We start from the raw sequence: 15,722 nt of genomic DNA on the forward strand, positions 1-15,722 counted from the left end.
CTCGATGGGCGGTTTATAGGCGGGGCCCTCACTCACTGTCAACACGGTTTTTGAAGTTTTTTCGACAGCCGCTCTTAGCCTCCCACAACAGGGCCCGCGCGACGTCCTTGGTGACTTCTCTCTACGCGCGCCGCGAGCGGAGACGCCCGACGCCCGCAAACAGCCGCATTCGCACCGCACAGGAGCGCCGCCCGCGCCGCCGGATTGATTCCGGCCGGCGAGACGGGCATGGTTCGCCCCGGCCGCGAGCACAGCCACGGCCGTCCGTTTTTCCGGTATCGTGCCGGCCCCGCGGCGCCGTCCGGCGTCCCCGCTCCGATGTGCTCGGACCTCACGGCCCGGGCCCTTCGCTCCAGGATCGCAGACCGCTCACGATGAACGCCCAGCCCGAGTTCAATCTGCCGGCCGAGCCGCTCGCCCCCGAGGCGGCGGCCCTTCTGGTCGATCTCGGGATCGAACCGCCGATCCGTCCCGACGGCGAGGATCCGCAGCCGCTTGACCGGCGCGGCGTTTCGCTGCGCTGGCTCGCCGCCTGCGCGCTGGTCGGATCCTGCGGCGCCGCTTTGCTGGGCGCCGCGATCCTGGTCGCGATGCGGGGCGACACGGGCGTACCGGAGCAGCCCGAGGCGATGACCGCGCGCGCCGCTTCCACCGCCGGCGACGGCGGCGGCGCCCGCAAAGGCGACAAGCTCGTCGCAGACCAGCCGGTCATGGCGGCGCGCCATTCGATTCGGGCCCCGATGTCGCAGCGCGTCGGCAATCGCGAGGTCATCCGCGTACGCCCCTTCGTGCGACTGGCGTCCAGCCTCTCGCTGACCACGGGCGTCTACGCCACCAACATTCCGCCCTTCAATCCGCTGCGCCTCTTCGCCGAGGGCGGCCAGCCCAATGAGCGCTACGCCGAGCCGATCGTCGACGTGCCCGATGCCGACGTCACCATCGTCAAGCGCGATCTCGCCGATATCGTCATCCCGGCCGGACGCCCGCAGCTCGGTGATGCCGAGGTCATCACCCAGATCGAGGAGGAGCGGGCCAATCTCGCCGCCTCCGGGCGCCAGCGCGCACTGCCGATTCCCCCGCAGCTCATGCTGAGCCGCACGCTCGGCAACGCCGCTGCCCCCGCCAGCACGCTCCTGTCCTATGCGCCGGCGACGGATACGCGGTTCTCCGGCATCGAGGTGCGCGTCGTTCCCGAGAACGTCACCAACGCGCCCAAGACGCCGATCGCCGCCTCGCGCGAGCCTCTGGTCGAGGAAAAGCTGCTGCTCGCCAAGCGCGGCGAGAATTTCGAGCAGGTGATGCGCGGCGCCGGCGCCGCGCCGGACCAGATCCGCTCGATGATGTCGGCCTTCGCCGGCCGGGTCCGCACCGCGCCGCTTCCCGATGGCCAGGTGCTGCAGGCACTCTACGCTCCGGGTCCCAATCCGGGCGACCCGCGCCAGATCGTGCGCGTCTCGCTGCTGACCAACGGCCAGCCGGACGGGACCGTCGCGGTCAATGATCGCGGTGTCTTCGTGCTGGTGACGCTGCCGCGCCAGGAACTCGCAGCGCCTCAGCGGCCCCAGCGCCGCTCGGAGGACAGCGAGGACGAGGATGAGGAGGAGAGCGGCGGCGCCCGTCTCTATGAGAGCATCTACGAGACCGGCATGCGCCACGACCTGCCGCGGCCGCTGATCGATGAGCTCGTCAGAATCTTCTCCTACGATCTCGACTTCCAGCAGCGCGTCCGCGGCGGCGACAATCTCGAGGTGATCTTCACCGAAGAGGACGAAGGCGAGCGCGCGGAGATCCTCTCGGCCTCGCTGACGATCGGCGGCGAGACGCGCCGTGTCTTCCGCTTCCAGGCGCCGGAGGACGGCCTCATCGATTATTTCGACGAGGAGGGGAAGTCGCTGAAGAAGTTCCTGCTGCGCAAGCCGATCGCCGATGGCGAGATGCGCTCGGGCTTCGGCATGCGCTACCACCCGATCATGCGCTATTCGAAGATGCATACCGGCGTCGACTGGGCCAACCGCATCGGCACGCCGATCCTCGCCGCCGGCAACGGCACCGTGATCAAGGCGGAATGGGATTCCGGCTATGGCCGCCGCATCGAGATCCAGCACGCCAACGGCTATGTTACCACCTATTCGCACCAATCGGCCTTCGCCAAGGGCATCGCGCCTGGCGTCAAGGTGCGCCAGGGCCAGGTCATCGGCTATCTCGGCTCGACCGGCCTCTCGACCGGGCCCCATCTCCATTACGAGGTCCTGGTCAATGGCAGCTTCGTCAATCCAATGAAGATCCGCGTGCCGCGCGGCCGCGAGCTGCAGGGCCCGGCGCTGGTCGAATACAAGCGCCAGCGCGACGAGATCCAGGGCCTCATCGAGCGGGCCGGCGGGGCGGTCGCGCAGCTGCGCTGAGCGCATGACGGAGGTTGCCGCCGCGGCGCGATCTGCTTGCGACGCTTGACTTGTCCCGGCTGAACCGACAGGCGCAGGGACAGTTCTCCTCCTGCGCCGGTGTCGCACCATGCTCGCCGCCCTGCTCGTCGTCCTGCCCGTCTTCGGGTTAATCGCCCTCGGCTATCTGGCGCGCTGGACGAAGCTATTGCGCGAGACCACGGGCGAGGGCCTGTCCGACTTCGTCTTCGTGCTGGCCGTGCCCTGCCTGCTCTTCCGCACGCTGGCCAAGGCCGATGTGCCGCAGACCCAGCCCTGGGGTTACTGGATCGCCTACTTCACCGGCCTCGCCATCGTCTGGGCGCTCGCCATGCTGATCGCGAGCCGCGTCTTCGCCCGCAAGGGGCCGGAACTCGTCGTCTCCGGCTTCGCCGCCGCCCAGTCCAACACCGTCTTCGTCGGCGTGCCGATGATCCTGAAGGCCTATGGCGAGGCCGGCGCCGTGCCGCTCGGCCTGCTGCTGGCGATCCACCTGCCGGTCACGATGACGGTCGCGACCTTGCTGGCGGAGGGCCGCACCGCCTCGCCCGCCCTGATGACCCGGCGCCTCTTCACCCATCCGATCATCATCGGCATCATCCTCGGCATGCTGGCCCGCCCCGTGGTCGGCCAGCTACCGACCCCGTTCTGGACGCTGATCGACCTGATCGCGGGCGCCGCCGTGCCCTGCGCCCTGATCAGTCTCGGCATCAGCATGCGCCGCTACGGGCTCGAATCGGGGCTCGGCCTGCCGGTGGCGCTGAGTGCGCTCAAGCTCGGCCTGCATCCGCTGATCGTCTATGTGCTGGCGACGAGGGTCTTCGACATGCCGCCGCACTGGTCGGGTGTGGCGGTTCTGTTCGCCGCCTGCCCCTGCGGGATCAACGCCTATCTCTTCGCCGAACGCTATCGCCAAGGCGTCGCCGACGCCTCCAGCGCGATCACGCTCTCGACCCTGATCTCGCTCTTCACCACGGCGGCCTGGCTGACCTGGCTCGGCGTCGGCTGAAGGACGGCGCTCAGAAGAAGCCGAGCTCGCGCCTGATCTCATGCGCCGTAACGCCCCTGGCTCGCAGATCGGCGAGACTTTCCGATCCGCGGCTTTTGGCGAGCTTGCGCCCCTCCGCATCCGCCAGCAGGTCGTGGAAGAGATAGAGCGGAGTCGGCAGGCGCAGCAGCCGCTGCAGCAGGACATGGATGTCGGTGGCGGCCTCGAGGTCGCGCCCGCGCACCACATGCGTCACGCCCTGCAGCGCATCATCGACCACGACCGAGAGGTGATAGCTCGTCGGCACGTCCTTGCGCGCCAGCACGACATCGCCCCAGCGGCGCGGCTGCGCGACCACGCGGGTCACACCGCCGGAGGCATCGAACACGTCATAGGCGAGCTCCTCCCCCGCGACCGCCAGCGCCCGCTCCAGATCGAGGCGCAACACATGCGGCCTCCCGATCTCGCCAGCCCCCTCGCTCCGGGCGCGCGCGCGACAGCTGCCGGGATAGAGCGGGGCGCCGTCCGGATCCGTCGGCCAAGGCTCACCCGTCTCGGCAGCGTGGACCGCCGCGACCGCCTTCACCTCCTGCCGCGAGCAGAAGCAGGGATAGACCAGCCCGCGCCGATGCAGATCGTCGAGGGCTGCGCGGTAGTCGCCGAAATGCTCGGACTGCCGCCGGACGCCGTCCTCGAAGATGATGCCGAGCCAGGCGAGATCCTCCCGCAGGGCGGTATCCAGCGCCGGCCTGCAGCGCTCGCGATCGATGTCCTCGATCCGCAGCAGCAGCCGTCCGCCCATCGCCTGGGCGAGGCGCTCATTCGTCAGGGCGGACAGCGCATGGCCGAGATGCAGCCGGCCGTTCGGGCTCGGCGCGAAGCGCAGGACCGGTTGTGCGGCGGCGGGAGGCGACGACGGCATTCGTCCTGTCTAGTGTCGCCGGGCGATGCGGCCAAGCGCTGGCCGTTCCGAGCGGGGAGCGGCGAGCGGCGACCTGCTGACAGCGATCGGCGGCAGCGTCCGGCAAATCAGGGGCTATGACCCAGCTCATCACCACGACAGCCGATCTCGAAGAGGGCATGGCGGCGCTTAGCCTGAGCGACCCCCGCTGGCAGCCCATCATCGCCCGCACCGGCATCCCGCCGCTGCGGCGCCGGGAAGGCGGCTTTCCGGGGCTGGCCGCCATCATCGTCTCGCAGCAGCTGTCGGTGGCCAGCGCGCGGGCCGTTTGGGCGCGCGTCGAGACGGTGCTGGCGCCGCTCACTCCCGAACGCATCCTGGTGGCCGACGACGAGGCGATGCGGCTGTCGGGCCTGTCGCGCCCGAAGCAGAAGGCGATGCGTGCGGTCGCGGCGGCGATCGTCGAGGGCCGGCTGCGCTTCGACCATCTGGCGGAGGCGACGGCCGAACAGGTCCACCATCATCTCACGGCGGTTTCCGGCATCGGCCCTTGGACGGCCGACATCTACCTGCTGTTCTGCCTCGGCCATCGCGACGGTTTCGCGCCTGGCGACCTGGCGATCCAGGAGGCGGCCCGGGTCGCCTTCGGCCTGCCGGCGCGGCCGGGAGCCGCCGCGCTCGAGGCGCTGGCCGAGGGCTGGCGGCCCTGGCGCGGCGTCGCCGCACGGCTGCTCTGGGCCTATTACGCCGTGCTGAAGGCCCGCGAAGGCGTGAACGCCTGAGCGATCGTCAGCGCCCCAGCACCGAAAGCGCGCTCTGCGCCGCCCCACGCAGGAAAGCGGTGTCGCTCATCACCGTCACGAGCTTCGCGCCCATCTGGAGGAACGCCTTCGCACGCTCGGCCGACTGCGCGTAGATCGCGACCGGCTTCCCGGCTGCCGAAGCCCGCGCGACGATGTGCCGGATCGCCTCGTCGACCTCGGCGGACAGCGCATTGACCGCCTTGCCGCCCGAGAGCGCGATGGAGAGGTCGGAGGGGCCGACGAAGACCGCGTCGATGCCCTCGAGCGCCAGAATATCGTCGAGGATCGCCATCGCCTCGCGGGTCTCGATCATCGCGAAGGAGAGCGAGAAACGGTTCGCCTCGCGCAGATAGCCGTTCTGATCGAGCCCGGAGGCGCCGAGCCCGCCATAGCTGCCCCAGCTCCGCTCGCCCATCGGCGGATATTTGGAATAGGCCGCGAAGGCGCGGGCGTCCTCCATGGTGTTGATCATCGGCGCGATCACGCCCGAGACGCCCGCATCGAACAACCGCGAGACATTCTGGAACTCGCCGACGGCGATGCGCGCCAGCGCCGGCTTGCCGGCGGCGTTGATCAGCGGGATCGCCCTGATCACCTCAGCCAGCGTGATCGGCCCGTGCTGCATGTCGAGGGTGACGGCATCGAAACCCTCCTTCGCCAGCAGGCCGGCAATGGCGGGATCCTGCAGGCCGCACCAGGCGGAAACGAGGCTGTCTCCCCGGGCGAGACGATCGGCGAGGGAGGACAGGACGGTCTGTGAGGCCATGGCGCATTTCATCCGTTGCAGATCCCGCTCTTGGCTGGGCCGGCGGGTCCGTCAGGTTGGACCGGGCCATGGCCGAAAAGCAAACGGGCGCCCATGCGCCCGTTTCAATCGCGACCTGCGTTTGGAGAGGTCGGCTCGGCCACCGGCCTCAGCGGCCGGCCTGGATCTCGTCCGCGGCGCGCAGCAGCAGCTCGCCCATCACGCGGCGAATCTCGTCCTCGCCGACCGCGACGTTGCCGGCGGCGAAATCGCCCTTCACCTTCCGCAGCACGTCGTCGTCCCCGGCCTCCTCGAAATCGGCCACCACGACGGACTTGGCATAGGCGTCGGCCTCAGTGCCCGACTTGCCGAGCTTTTCCGCCGCCCACAGGCCGAGCAGCTTGTTGCGCCGGGCCGTCGCCTTGAAGCGAAGCTCCTCGTCATGGGCGAACTTGTTCTCGAAGGCATCCTTGCGCTGATCGAAAGTCGACATGCGGTAAAGTCCTTTGCGGGGCATGGCCGGGACGGCTCTGGAAGCACGCCGCAGCCATATAGGGTGCCCCCGCGGAACAGGCCAGTCCGGATTGCGGCGGAAGCGCAGGGCGCACGCGAAAACACGCCGCGGCGGAGCGGTTTGTTGCGTTCGCAGTGCAGAAGCGCCATATAGCGCCGCATGGACGGCCCACTCGCCGTCCGCAAGATGAGCCGGCCGGGAGCGTGTTCCAGACCGATGTCGATTCTCTCGGATTCGACGCGGACGGGGGCCGAACCGGCTGATCAGGGGCCCAGATCCCGCCGCGGGGCCACCCGCGTCCAGAGAAAGGCCGACCTTTGGATTTCCTCAAGCCACGGTATATCCCAATGAATCGCCGCCGTCGCATCTACGAAGGCAAGGCGAAGGTCCTCTATGAGGGACCGGAGCCCGGAACGCTGATCCAGCACTTCAAGGATGACGCCACCGCTTTCAACGCCAAGAAGCACGAAGTCATCGACGGCAAGGGCGTGCTCAACAACCGCATCTGCGAGCACATCTTCTCCAACCTGAACGACATCGGCGTGCCGACGCATTTCATCCGCCGGCTGAACATGCGCGAGCAGCTCATCCGCGAGGTCGAGATCATTCCGCTCGAGGTCGTGGTGCGCAACGTCGCCGCCGGCTCGCTCTCGACCCGTCTCGGGCTCGAGGAGGGCACGCAGCTGCCGCGCTCGATCATCGAGTTCTATTACAAGAACGATGCGCTCAACGACCCGATGGTCTCCGAAGAGCACATCACCGCCTTCGGCTGGGCGACGCCGCAGGAGATCGACGACGTCATGGCGCTCGCCATCCGCGTCAACGACTTCCTCTCCGGCCTCTTCCTCGGCGCCGGCATCCGTCTCGTCGACTTTAAGATGGAATGCGGCCGCCTCTGGGAAGGCGAGATGATGCGCATCGTCGTCGCCGACGAGATCAGCCCCGATTCCTGCCGGCTCTGGGACATCAAGTCCAAGGACAAGCTCGACAAGGACCGGTTCCGCCGCGACATGGGCGGGCTGATCGAGGCCTATTCCGAGGTCGCGCGCCGGCTCGGCATCCTCGGCGAGAACGAGAAGCCCGGCCCCTCCGGCCCGCGGCTCGTCCAGTAAGCGTCGACGCCCCTGATGGCAGTCACCCAGCCGGCACTTCGGCTCATGACACGGGAGCGCCTGCGCTCCCGTTTTCATGTCGCGGGCCTGCTCGCGGCCCTGATGCTCCTGACGGGCTGCGCCGGATCCTTCGGTCGGGGCCTGGCGGAGCTGCCCGCCTCGCAGGGCTGGACGCCCCTCCCCATCGGCGACTGGGTGCTGAACGAGGGCATCGAGGCCCGCACCATGGTGTTCTGCCCGCGCGAGGCCTGCGCGCAGCAGGGCTTCGCCGCCGTGCTTGCCTTCTCCGGCCGCGAGGCCGGGCGAATGGAGCAGGCGCTGAAGGCCGAGCCGGAGCGCCTCGCCCGCCTGTTCTCGAAGCCGCCCCCCGATCCGGCGCGCAAGCCGGCCGCGACCAAGCCCGCCGCCGGCAAGGCGGATGCGCGGCCCGGGAGCACGACGCAGGTGAGTCGTTTCGAGGCCGGAGGCACGAGCGGCCTCGTCGTCGAGATCCGCGCCCGCGGCGACGGCGCCAAAAGCGCGACGACCGCCATCCTGCATGGACGCGAGGGCGGCCGGCTGGTCCTCGCCATCGCCGTCTCGCCCGATTCCGAGAGCGCCCGCCGCGATGCGGTGGCCGCATGGCGCAGCCGCTGATTCACGTGAAACCCGCCCCGGCGGTTGAGCCCGGTGCGATTCACGGTTAAGGCAGCCGCAGACCGCCTCCGGAGATCCCCATGAAAGCCCGCGTCACCGTCACCCTCAAGACCGGCGTGCTCGATCCGCAGGGTAAGGCGATCGAAGGCGCGCTGAAATCCCTCGGAATCGAGGGCGTCGGTTCCGTCCGCCAGGGCAAGGTCTTCGACATCGAGCTGGCGGGCTCCGACAAGACCGCGGCGGAAGCCGCGCTCAAGACCGCCTGCGAGAAGCTGCTCGCCAACACCGTGATCGAAAACTACCGCGTCGAGATCGGGGCCTGATCCGATGAAAGCCGCCGTCATCACCTTCCCCGGCTCCAACCGAGACGGCGACGTCGCCAAGGCGCTGAAGCAGGCCGGGGCCGAGGTGGCTCATATCTGGCACGCCGACACGGAGCTGCCGGCCGGCACCGATCTCGTCGTTCTGCCCGGCGGCTTCTCCTATGGCGATTATCTGCGCACCGGCGCCATTGCCGGTCGCGCCAACGTCATGGACGCGACGAGGGCGCACGCCGCCCGCGGCGGCTATGTGCTGGGCATCTGCAACGGCTTCCAGATCGCCTGCGAGGCGGGGCTCCTGCCCGGCATCCTGATGCGCAACGCCGACCTGAAATTCGTCTGCAGGCGCCAGCACCTCACGGTCGAGCGCGCCGACACGCCCTATACCGCAGCCTATGCGCCGGGTCAGGTCATCGATGTCTGCATCGCCCATGGCGAGGGCAACTACGTCGCCGACGACGAGACGCTGGCGCGGCTCGAGGGCGAGGGGCTCGTCGCCTTCCGCTATGCCGACGCGCAGGGGAAGGTCACGGCGGAGGCCAACCCGAACGGCTCGCTCAACAACATCGCCGGCATCTATTCGCCGGGCTTCAACGTGCTCGGCCTGATGCCGCACCCCGAGAACCTGATCGATTCGCTCACCGGCGGCACCGATGGCCTCGGCCTGTTCGAGAGCCTGATGGGCGGGAAGAAGGCGGCCTAAAGGCGTCACTCTCCTCGGAATCATCCCCGTCATCCCGGGCTTGCCCCGGGATCCATCGCAGGGCTCCGACGCTCGATGATGGATTCCGGACCTCCGCTTCGCTGCATCCGGAATGACGCGTCACGGTCGAGGCTTCGGCGAAGCGATCGGGCTCACTTGCCCGCCACCGCCCGCGCCAGCAGCCGCCCGGCGCTCGCGGCGTCGAGCGGGCCGACATGCTTGTCGAGGATCCGCCCGTCCGGACCGATCACGAAGGTCTCCGGCACGCCATAGACGCCCCATTCGATCGCGGCGCGGCCCGAGGCGTCGACGCCAACGGCGGAATAGGGATTGCCCAGCGCGCCCAGGAAGCGCCGCGCATTCTCCGCCTCGTCCTTGTAGTTGATGCCGACCACCGCGACGCGGCCCGCCTTGACCGGCGGCGCCTCGGCCATCGCCACCAGGAAGGGATGCTCGACCCGGCAGGGTGCGCACCAGCTCGCAAAGACATTGACGATCGTCGCCCGCCCGGCAGCGAGGTCTTTCATGGCGAAGGCCGGGACCGGCCGCCCCTCGCGTTGCAGGCCCTCCAGCGCCGTCAGCGTGATCGGCGGCGCGGGCTTTCCGATCAGCGCGGACGGCACCTTGCTGGCGTCGCCGGCGAACAGCCCGACGAGAAAGACGACCGCGAGCGCGCCGAACAGGATCAGCGGCAGCAGGAAGATCAGGGGCGAGCGCCGCCGCGGCGCGGCCTCGGCCGGGGCTTCGGTCTCGCTCATGACGGCTCCTTCCCGGAGCGGCGGCCGGCGCCGCGACGTTCCAACTCGGCGAGCGCCCGCTTCTGGGAGCGGTGATCGAGCAGGACGGACAGGACGAGCCCGCCCAGAACCACCACGACGGCGGCATAGGAGGCCAGGATGAAGGCGGCATGAGGCCCGAGCGCGCTCGTCATGCGGCCATCCTCACGCGGGAGAGCCGTCGGCGGCGAGCCGGTCGAGCCGCTCGGCCTCGAGGATCGTCAGCGTCCGCACGCGCCGCCGCATGATCTCGGCCCGCATCGCCACCAGATGAAGCGCCAGCGCCATCAGCGTGAAGCCGAGCGCGAGGATCAGCAGCGGCCACAGCATGGAGGCGTGGATCGTCGGCCCGTCTAGCCGCAGCACAGAGGCCGGCTGGTGCAGCGTGTTCCACCAGTCGACCGAGAATTTGATGATCGGCACGTTGACGAAACCGACCAGCGTCAGGATCGCGACCGCTCGTCCCGCCTGGGACGGCTCGTCCAGCGTCCGCCACAGCGCCATGATGCCGAGATAGATCAGGAGAAGCACAAGCATCGAGGTCAGCCGCGCATCCCAGACCCAGTAGGTCCCCCACATCGGCTTGCCCCAGAAGGCGCCCGTGAGCAGGCAGATCAGGGCAAAGGCCGCACCGATCGGGGCCGCCGCCTTCTGCGCGACATCGGCCAGCGGATGCCGCCAGACCAGCGTGCCCAGCGCCGAGAGCGTCATCATCGAATAGAACATCATCGCCAGCCAAGCGGCCGGCACATGCACGAACATGATGCGGATCGTCTCGCCCTGCTGGTAGTCGGGCGGGGCCACGAACCAGGCGAGGTAGAAACCGACGCCGAGCAGCAGCGCCGCCACCCCGGCGAACCAGGGCAGCAGGATGGCGGAGAGGCGCATGAAGCGCGTCGGGTTCGCGAGATCGATCAGGCCGGCCATGTCATCGCATCATGCTCGAAGGCTGCCGCCAGAGCTGCTCCCGCAGCCTTATCAAGGCCTGCCCCCCTCAGCAATCCGCGAGCCACCCATGCGACATCACAGCGTCATGCGCGGCTGCGATCCAGACGATCCGATGCTCACGGCCGGTGCGACGGGTTGCCTTCGGATCCGGCGGAGCGCGCCGCTCAGCGGCGCGGGTGATGACGGCTGCCCGATTGTTCAAATCCTAAGCAATTGGCGATATTGATATATCGGCTTCCGCGGGTTGCCGTCTCCCGGGTCGCTAGCTAGCATGTCGTCACTGTCGAGAGGAGCGGTCATGACGCGGCATCTGCCGGACGAGATCCAGCGTGAGGTCGAGACGACAATCCGCGCCAAGGCCGGCGAATCGCGTGTGGTCGATGTCGATGCGATGGCGCGGGAGATTCTCGGCCGGCATGCCCTGCCGGGCGTCGAGATCGGCACCGTCGCCGCCATCGTGGCCCGCCTCGCCGGCCGCTATGGTTGCGCCGCCGAATTCGGCGGTCGCCGCGAGGAACCCTGCCGGACCGGGACGGCCTGAAGCTAGTTCGACTGTCGCAGCGCCGCCGCAGCCGCCAGCGTTCCGACGACGATCGCCGCCAGCGACAGCGCGCACAGGATCAGGAAGGGCGTGCGGAACGGAATCGTCCCGCCCAATGCTGCATTGGCGGCGGACACGCCGAAGATCAGCACCGGCACCGTCAGCGGCGCCACCAGCACGGGCAGAATCAGACCGCCGCGCCGCAGGCTCGCCGTCAGCGCTGCGGCGCCCGCCCCGATGAAGCTCAGCGCCGGCGTGCCGACCAGCAGCGTCGCCGCCACCGGCAGCATCGCCTCGCCGGGCAGCGCCACAAGCAGGCCGAGCAACGGCGCCGCCAGCGCCAGCGGCAGGCCCGTCGTCAGCCAGTGCGCCAGCCCCTTCGCCACCACCGCGAGTTCCAGCGGCAAGACGCCGCTACGGATGAGATCGAGCGAGCCATCCTCCTCATCCGCCTGAAACAGCCGGTCGAGCCCGATCAGCACCGACAGCAGCGCCCCCAGCCAGAGGATCGCCGGACCGATCCGCGAGAGCAGGTTGAGATCCGGCCCCAGCGCGAAAGGCACCAGCACGACGATCGTCAGGAAAAAGACCAGCGCGAGTTCGCCGCCGCCGCCGGCTCGCGAGGCGAGGGCGAGGTCGCGCCTCAGAATGGCGAGGAAGGCGGCGGTCACAGGCCGATCCTCAGTTCGCGTGCGCCGTCGAGCCCCAGCGGTCCGTGCGTGGCCGCCAGGATGGCGCCGCCGTCCGACAGATGCGCGCGCATCAGCCCCGTCAGCATCGTCTGCGCCGCGACGTCGAGCGCGGCCATCGGCTCGTCCAGCAGCCAGAAGGGCCGGCGCGACACCAGAAGCCGCGCCAGGGCGACCCGTCGACGCTGGCCGGCGGAGAGATAGCCCACCGGCAGGCGCGCGACATGGGGCAGACCGACGGCCGCCAGCGCCTCGCCGGGCGAGAGCGCGGGATCACCCAGCAGCGCCTGGGCGAAGGCGAGGTTCTCCTGAGCCGTCAGCGCCGTCTTCAATCCGTCGCGGTGGCCCACGACATGGCTGAGCTCGACCGGGGCGACATCGGCCGCCCCCGCGATCCGGATCGTGCCGGCCTCCGGCCGCAGCCGCCCGCACAGCATCGCCAGGAGGCTCGACTTGCCGGCCCCGTTGCGGCCGGTGAGCGCGATCGCCTCGCCCGGCCCGAGGCGGAAGGAGAGCTCGGAAAAGATCAGCCTGCCCCCGCGGCGGCAGGCCAGCCGGTCGGCCTCCAGGGTCAGGATCGGGGCGGGCGAGGAGGTCAAGGGAGAGGCATCTTCCGCAGCGTCGGGTTCGCGCGCGAACGCGCTTCGTTCATGTAGCGGGCTTCTTGGAATTGCTCTATAGAGCCCGTGGCTACGCCGCACGCCGATCCGGCGCGGGGCTCGGGCACTCCCGGGGCGGCGCGCGCGACCTGCGCATCAGGCCTTCGAACCGGCGATCCCGCAAGGGGCCTCCGTCGGTTCGCGACCGCAACCCCTTGATCAGGATCAGCCCGCATGGCTTCCCTCGACTCTTTCAAGTGCCGCCAGACGCTCATCGTCGGCGACAAGACCTATGTGTACTACTCCCTGCCGCTCGCCGAGCAGAACGGACTCGCCGGCATCTCGAAGCTGCCCTTCTCGATGAAGGTGCTGCTGGAGAACCTGCTGCGCTTCGAGGACGGCCGCTCGGTCACCAAGACCGACATCGAGGGCTTCGTCGCCTGGCTCGACGACAAGGGCAGCGCCGGCAAGGAGATCGGCTTCCGCCCGGCCCGCGTCCTGATGCAGGACTTTACCGGCGTGCCGGCGGTGGTCGACCTCGCGGCGATGCGTGACGGCGTCAAGGCGCTCGGCGGCGACGCCCAGAAGATCAACCCGCTCGTGCCGGTCGATCTCGTCATCGACCACTCGGTCATCGTCGACGAGTTCGGTTCGCCCAAGGCTTTCGCTCGCAATGTCGAGCTCGAATATGAGCGCAACCAGGAGCGCTACAAGTTCCTGAAATGGGGCCAGCTCGCCTTCGACAATTTCCGCGTCGTCCCGCCCGGCACCGGCATCTGCCACCAGGTCAATCTCGAATACCTCGCCCAGACGGTCTGGACCCGGAAGGAGACGATCGACGGCGCCGAGGTCGAGGTCGCCTATCCGGACACGCTCGTCGGCACCGATTCGCACACCACCATGGTCAACGGCCTCGCCGTGCTCGGCTGGGGTGTCGGCGGCATCGAGGCGGAAGCCGCGATGCTCGGCCAGCCGCAATCGATGCTCCTGCCCGAGGTGATCGGCTTCAAGCTGACCGGCTCGCTCAAGGAAGGCATCACAGCGACCGACCTCGTGCTCACCGTCACGCAGATGCTGCGCAAGAAGGGCGTCGTCGGCAAGTTCGTCGAGTTCTTCGGCCCGGGCCTCTACAATCTGACGCTGGCCGACCGCGCTACCATCGCCAATATGGGCCCGGAATACGGCGCCACCTGCGGCTTCTTCCCGGTCGATACCGAAACGCTCGACTATCTCACGGTGACCGGCCGCAAGGCCGACCGGATCGCGCTGGTCGAGGCCTACAGCAAGGCTCAAGGGCTGTTCGCCACGCCGCAGACGGCCGACCCGGTCTTCACCGACACGCTCGAGCTCGACCTCGGCACGGTGAAGCCCTCCATGGCCGGCCCGAAGCGCCCCGAGGGCCGCGTCGACCTCTCGGCCGTCAAGGCCGGCTTCGCCGCCGCCATGGACAGCGACTATAAGAAGGGCGGCGAACTCTCGCGCCGCGTCCAGGTCGAGGGCGAGGATTTCGATCTCGGCCATGGCGACGTCGTCATCGCCGCGATCACCTCCTGCACCAACACCTCGAACCCCTCGGTGCTGATGGCGGCGGGCCTGCTCGCCCGCAACGCGGTCGCCAAGGGTCTGAAGGTCAAGCCCTGGGTCAAGACCTCGCTGGCGCCCGGTTCGCAGGTCGTCGCCGAATACCTCGCCAAGGCCGGCCTCCAGCCCGATCTCGACAAGCTCGGCTTCAACCTGGTCGGCTTCGGCTGCACCACCTGCATCGGCAATTCCGGCCCGCTGCCGGCGCCGATCTCGAAGACCATCAACGAGAAGGGCCTGATCGCGGGCGCCGTGATCTCCGGAAACCGCAACTTCGAGGGCCGCGTCTCGCCCGACGTGCAGGCGAACTACCTCGCCTCGCCGCCGCTGGTCGTCGCCTATGCGCTGGCCGGATCGGTCCAGATCGACCTGACGACCCAGCCGATCGGCCAGGGCTCCGACGGCAAGGACGTTTATCTGCGTGACATCTGGCCCTCAAACAAGGAGATCCAGGACTTCATCCAGAAGAACGTCACCCGCGCCATCTTCGAGGCGAAATACGCCGACGTCTTCAAGGGTGACGAGCACTGGCAGGCGGTGAACGCCCCCACCTCCGAGACCTATGCCTGGGACGACGAGTCGACCTATGTCCAGAACCCGCCCTATTTCCGCGGGATGGGCAAGCAGCCGGCGCCGATCGGCGACATCAAGGGTGCGCGCATCCTCGGCCTCTTCGGCGACAAGATTACCACCGACCACATCTCCCCGGCCGGTTCGATCAAGGCGGCCTCGCCCGCCGGCGCCTATCTCACCGAGCACGGCGTCGCGGTCGCGGATTTCAACCAGTACGGCACGCGCCGCGGCAATCACGAGGTGATGATGCGCGGCACCTTCGCCAACATCCGCATCCGCAACCATATGCTCGGCCCGAACGGGCGCGAGGGTGGCTACACCATCCACTATCCGAGCAAGGAAGAGCTGCCGATCTATGATGCGGCGATGAAGTACCAGCAGGAGAACGTCCCGCTGGTGATCTTCGCCGGCGTCGAATACGGCAACGGCTCCTCGCGCGACTGGGCGGCGAAGGGCACAAACCTGCTCGGCGTCAAGGCCGTGATCGCGCAGAGCTTCGAGCGCATCCACCGCTCGAACCTGGTCGGCATGGGCGTGGTGCCCTTCACCCTGCAGGAGGGCACGAGCTGGGCCTCGCTCGACCTGAAGGGCGACGAGACGGTCTCCATCAAGGGCCTCGCCACGGTCAAGCCGCGCCAGACGCTCGAAGCCGAGATCACCTATGCCGACGGCTCGGTGAAGAAGGTGCCGATCCTCTGCCGCATCGATACGCTGGACGAGATCGACTACTTCAAGAACGCCGGCATCCTGCACTACGTGCTGCGCGGGCTGGCCGCCTGAGCGACGGAACGGCCGGGCCCAGTCGCGGCCTTCTAGAGAAACACAAAAAAGGGCTGCGGCATCGCGTGATGCCGCAGCCCTTTTGCGTGGAAG

17 protein-coding genes are annotated in these 15,722 nt (G+C 68.7%); 9 read left to right on the forward strand and 8 right to left on the reverse strand.

Features of this window, described 5'->3' with window-relative positions; all coding sequences use genetic code 11:
* The first annotated feature begins 374 nt into the window (after positions 1-374).
* Both AX750_RS23005 and AX750_RS23010 read left to right on the forward strand, forming a co-directional pair.
* On the forward strand, positions 375-2,402 hold the full coding sequence (locus AX750_RS23005) for a M23 family metallopeptidase (RefSeq protein ID WP_066734174.1): 2,028 nt from the start codon (positions 375-377) through the stop codon (positions 2,400-2,402).
* A gap of 109 nt (positions 2,403-2,511) precedes the next feature.
* Positions 2,512-3,429 carry an AEC family transporter gene (locus AX750_RS23010; protein ID WP_066734178.1) on the forward strand — a complete coding sequence of 306 codons (918 nt, stop codon included), beginning with the start codon at positions 2,512-2,514 and terminating at the stop codon, positions 3,427-3,429.
* Positions 3,430-3,439: 10 nt separating this feature from the next.
* Here AX750_RS23010 and gluQRS read toward each other — a convergent pair whose 3' ends face one another.
* The gene (gene gluQRS / locus AX750_RS23015; RefSeq protein WP_066734182.1) at positions 3,440-4,330 is read right to left on the reverse strand and encodes a tRNA glutamyl-Q(34) synthetase GluQRS; all 891 of its coding nucleotides are present in this window, start codon (positions 4,328-4,330) and stop codon (positions 3,440-3,442) included.
* A gap of 116 nt (positions 4,331-4,446) precedes the next feature.
* Here gluQRS and AX750_RS23020 point away from each other — a divergent pair, with 116 nt between their 5' ends.
* Positions 4,447-5,091, forward strand: a complete 645-nt coding sequence (locus AX750_RS23020) for a DNA-3-methyladenine glycosylase (protein WP_066734184.1) — start codon at positions 4,447-4,449, stop codon at positions 5,089-5,091.
* A gap of 7 nt (positions 5,092-5,098) precedes the next feature.
* Here AX750_RS23020 and AX750_RS23025 read toward each other — a convergent pair whose 3' ends face one another.
* The gene (locus AX750_RS23025) at positions 5,099-5,878 is read right to left on the reverse strand and encodes an aldolase/citrate lyase family protein (protein ID WP_066734186.1); all 780 of its coding nucleotides are present in this window, start codon (positions 5,876-5,878) and stop codon (positions 5,099-5,101) included.
* Between the two features lie 148 nt (positions 5,879-6,026).
* Positions 6,027-6,350, reverse strand: a complete 324-nt coding sequence (locus AX750_RS23030) for a DUF1476 domain-containing protein (RefSeq protein ID WP_066734189.1) — start codon at positions 6,348-6,350, stop codon at positions 6,027-6,029.
* Positions 6,351-6,688: 338 nt separating this feature from the next.
* Here AX750_RS23030 and purC point away from each other — a divergent pair, with 338 nt between their 5' ends.
* From purC to purQ, 4 genes are all read left to right on the forward strand, one after another.
* On the forward strand, positions 6,689-7,483 hold the full coding sequence (purC, locus tag AX750_RS23035; RefSeq protein ID WP_082733052.1) for a phosphoribosylaminoimidazolesuccinocarboxamide synthase: 795 nt from the start codon (positions 6,689-6,691) through the stop codon (positions 7,481-7,483).
* A 15-nt stretch (positions 7,484-7,498) separates the two neighbouring features.
* Entirely contained in the window at positions 7,499-8,119 is a 621-nt protein-coding gene (locus AX750_RS23040; RefSeq protein ID WP_068078829.1) for a hypothetical protein, read from the forward strand.
* Between the two features lie 80 nt (positions 8,120-8,199).
* Complete coding sequence (gene purS / locus AX750_RS23045; protein WP_066734199.1) at positions 8,200-8,442, forward strand: phosphoribosylformylglycinamidine synthase subunit PurS; 243 nt, start codon at positions 8,200-8,202, stop codon at positions 8,440-8,442.
* A 4-nt stretch (positions 8,443-8,446) separates the two neighbouring features.
* A complete protein-coding gene (purQ, locus tag AX750_RS23050) occupies positions 8,447-9,142 on the forward strand; it encodes a phosphoribosylformylglycinamidine synthase subunit PurQ (RefSeq protein WP_066734202.1) in 696 nt (231 codons plus the stop codon).
* 152 nt (positions 9,143-9,294) lie between these two features.
* Here purQ and AX750_RS23055 read toward each other — a convergent pair whose 3' ends face one another.
* From AX750_RS23055 to AX750_RS23060, 3 genes are read right to left on the reverse strand one after another with little or no spacing between them, the layout of a single operon-like run.
* The gene (locus tag AX750_RS23055; protein WP_066734205.1) at positions 9,295-9,900 is read right to left on the reverse strand and encodes a DsbE family thiol:disulfide interchange protein; all 606 of its coding nucleotides are present in this window, start codon (positions 9,898-9,900) and stop codon (positions 9,295-9,297) included.
* A complete protein-coding gene (gene ccmD, locus AX750_RS25720; protein ID WP_082735321.1) occupies positions 9,897-10,073 on the reverse strand; it encodes a heme exporter protein CcmD in 177 nt (58 codons plus the stop codon). The genes AX750_RS23055 and ccmD overlap by 4 nt, the downstream gene beginning before the upstream one ends.
* Before the next feature lie 10 nt (positions 10,074-10,083).
* On the reverse strand, positions 10,084-10,845 hold the full coding sequence (locus tag AX750_RS23060) for a heme ABC transporter permease (RefSeq protein WP_066734208.1): 762 nt from the start codon (positions 10,843-10,845) through the stop codon (positions 10,084-10,086).
* A gap of 319 nt (positions 10,846-11,164) precedes the next feature.
* Between AX750_RS23060 and AX750_RS23065 the strand changes: the two genes are divergently transcribed.
* Entirely contained in the window at positions 11,165-11,407 is a 243-nt protein-coding gene (locus tag AX750_RS23065) for a hypothetical protein (protein ID WP_066734210.1), read from the forward strand.
* 2 nt (positions 11,408-11,409) lie between these two features.
* Here AX750_RS23065 and ccmB read toward each other — a convergent pair whose 3' ends face one another.
* A complete protein-coding gene (ccmB, locus tag AX750_RS23070; RefSeq protein WP_066734212.1) occupies positions 11,410-12,078 on the reverse strand; it encodes a heme exporter protein CcmB in 669 nt (222 codons plus the stop codon).
* The gene (gene ccmA / locus AX750_RS23075; protein WP_066734241.1) at positions 12,075-12,671 is read right to left on the reverse strand and encodes a heme ABC exporter ATP-binding protein CcmA; all 597 of its coding nucleotides are present in this window, start codon (positions 12,669-12,671) and stop codon (positions 12,075-12,077) included. The genes ccmB and ccmA overlap by 4 nt, the downstream gene beginning before the upstream one ends.
* A gap of 258 nt (positions 12,672-12,929) precedes the next feature.
* On the opposite strand from ccmA, the gene acnA reads away from it, so the two are divergent.
* Positions 12,930-15,629, forward strand: coding sequence for an aconitate hydratase AcnA (gene acnA / locus AX750_RS23080; protein ID WP_066734214.1), 2,700 nt, complete (start codon positions 12,930-12,932; stop codon positions 15,627-15,629).
* The last annotated feature ends 93 nt before the right edge of the window (positions 15,630-15,722 follow it).

The organism is Methylobacterium sp. CCH7-A2, assembly GCF_001557075.1.
GTDB lineage: Bacteria > Pseudomonadota > Alphaproteobacteria > Rhizobiales > Beijerinckiaceae > Allobosea > Allobosea massiliensis.

Bases quoted from the DNA above. Each gene is read 5' to 3' on its own strand.
- AX750_RS23040 (WP_068078829.1), top strand. From the start codon at position 7,499: ATGGCAGTCACCCAGCCGGCACTTCGGCTCATGACACGGGAGCGCCTG.
- ccmD (WP_082735321.1), bottom strand. From the start codon at position 10,073: ATGACGAGCGCGCTCGGGCCTCATGCCGCCTTCATCCTGGCCTCCTAT.
- AX750_RS23025 (WP_066734186.1), bottom strand. From the start codon at position 5,878: ATGGCCTCACAGACCGTCCTGTCCTCCCTCGCCGATCGTCTCGCCCGG.
- AX750_RS23055 (WP_066734205.1), bottom strand. From the start codon at position 9,900: ATGAGCGAGACCGAAGCCCCGGCCGAGGCCGCGCCGCGGCGGCGCTCG.
- purQ (WP_066734202.1), top strand. From the start codon at position 8,447: ATGAAAGCCGCCGTCATCACCTTCCCCGGCTCCAACCGAGACGGCGAC.
- gluQRS (WP_066734182.1), bottom strand. From the start codon at position 4,330: ATGCCGTCGTCGCCTCCCGCCGCCGCACAACCGGTCCTGCGCTTCGCG.
- AX750_RS23030 (WP_066734189.1), bottom strand. From the start codon at position 6,350: ATGTCGACTTTCGATCAGCGCAAGGATGCCTTCGAGAACAAGTTCGCC.
- AX750_RS23060 (WP_066734208.1), bottom strand. From the start codon at position 10,845: ATGGCCGGCCTGATCGATCTCGCGAACCCGACGCGCTTCATGCGCCTC.
- acnA (WP_066734214.1), top strand. From the start codon at position 12,930: ATGGCTTCCCTCGACTCTTTCAAGTGCCGCCAGACGCTCATCGTCGGC.
- purS (WP_066734199.1), top strand. From the start codon at position 8,200: ATGAAAGCCCGCGTCACCGTCACCCTCAAGACCGGCGTGCTCGATCCG.
- AX750_RS23005 (WP_066734174.1), top strand. From the start codon at position 375: ATGAACGCCCAGCCCGAGTTCAATCTGCCGGCCGAGCCGCTCGCCCCC.
- AX750_RS23065 (WP_066734210.1), top strand. From the start codon at position 11,165: ATGACGCGGCATCTGCCGGACGAGATCCAGCGTGAGGTCGAGACGACA.
- AX750_RS23020 (WP_066734184.1), top strand. From the start codon at position 4,447: ATGACCCAGCTCATCACCACGACAGCCGATCTCGAAGAGGGCATGGCG.
- AX750_RS23010 (WP_066734178.1), top strand. From the start codon at position 2,512: ATGCTCGCCGCCCTGCTCGTCGTCCTGCCCGTCTTCGGGTTAATCGCC.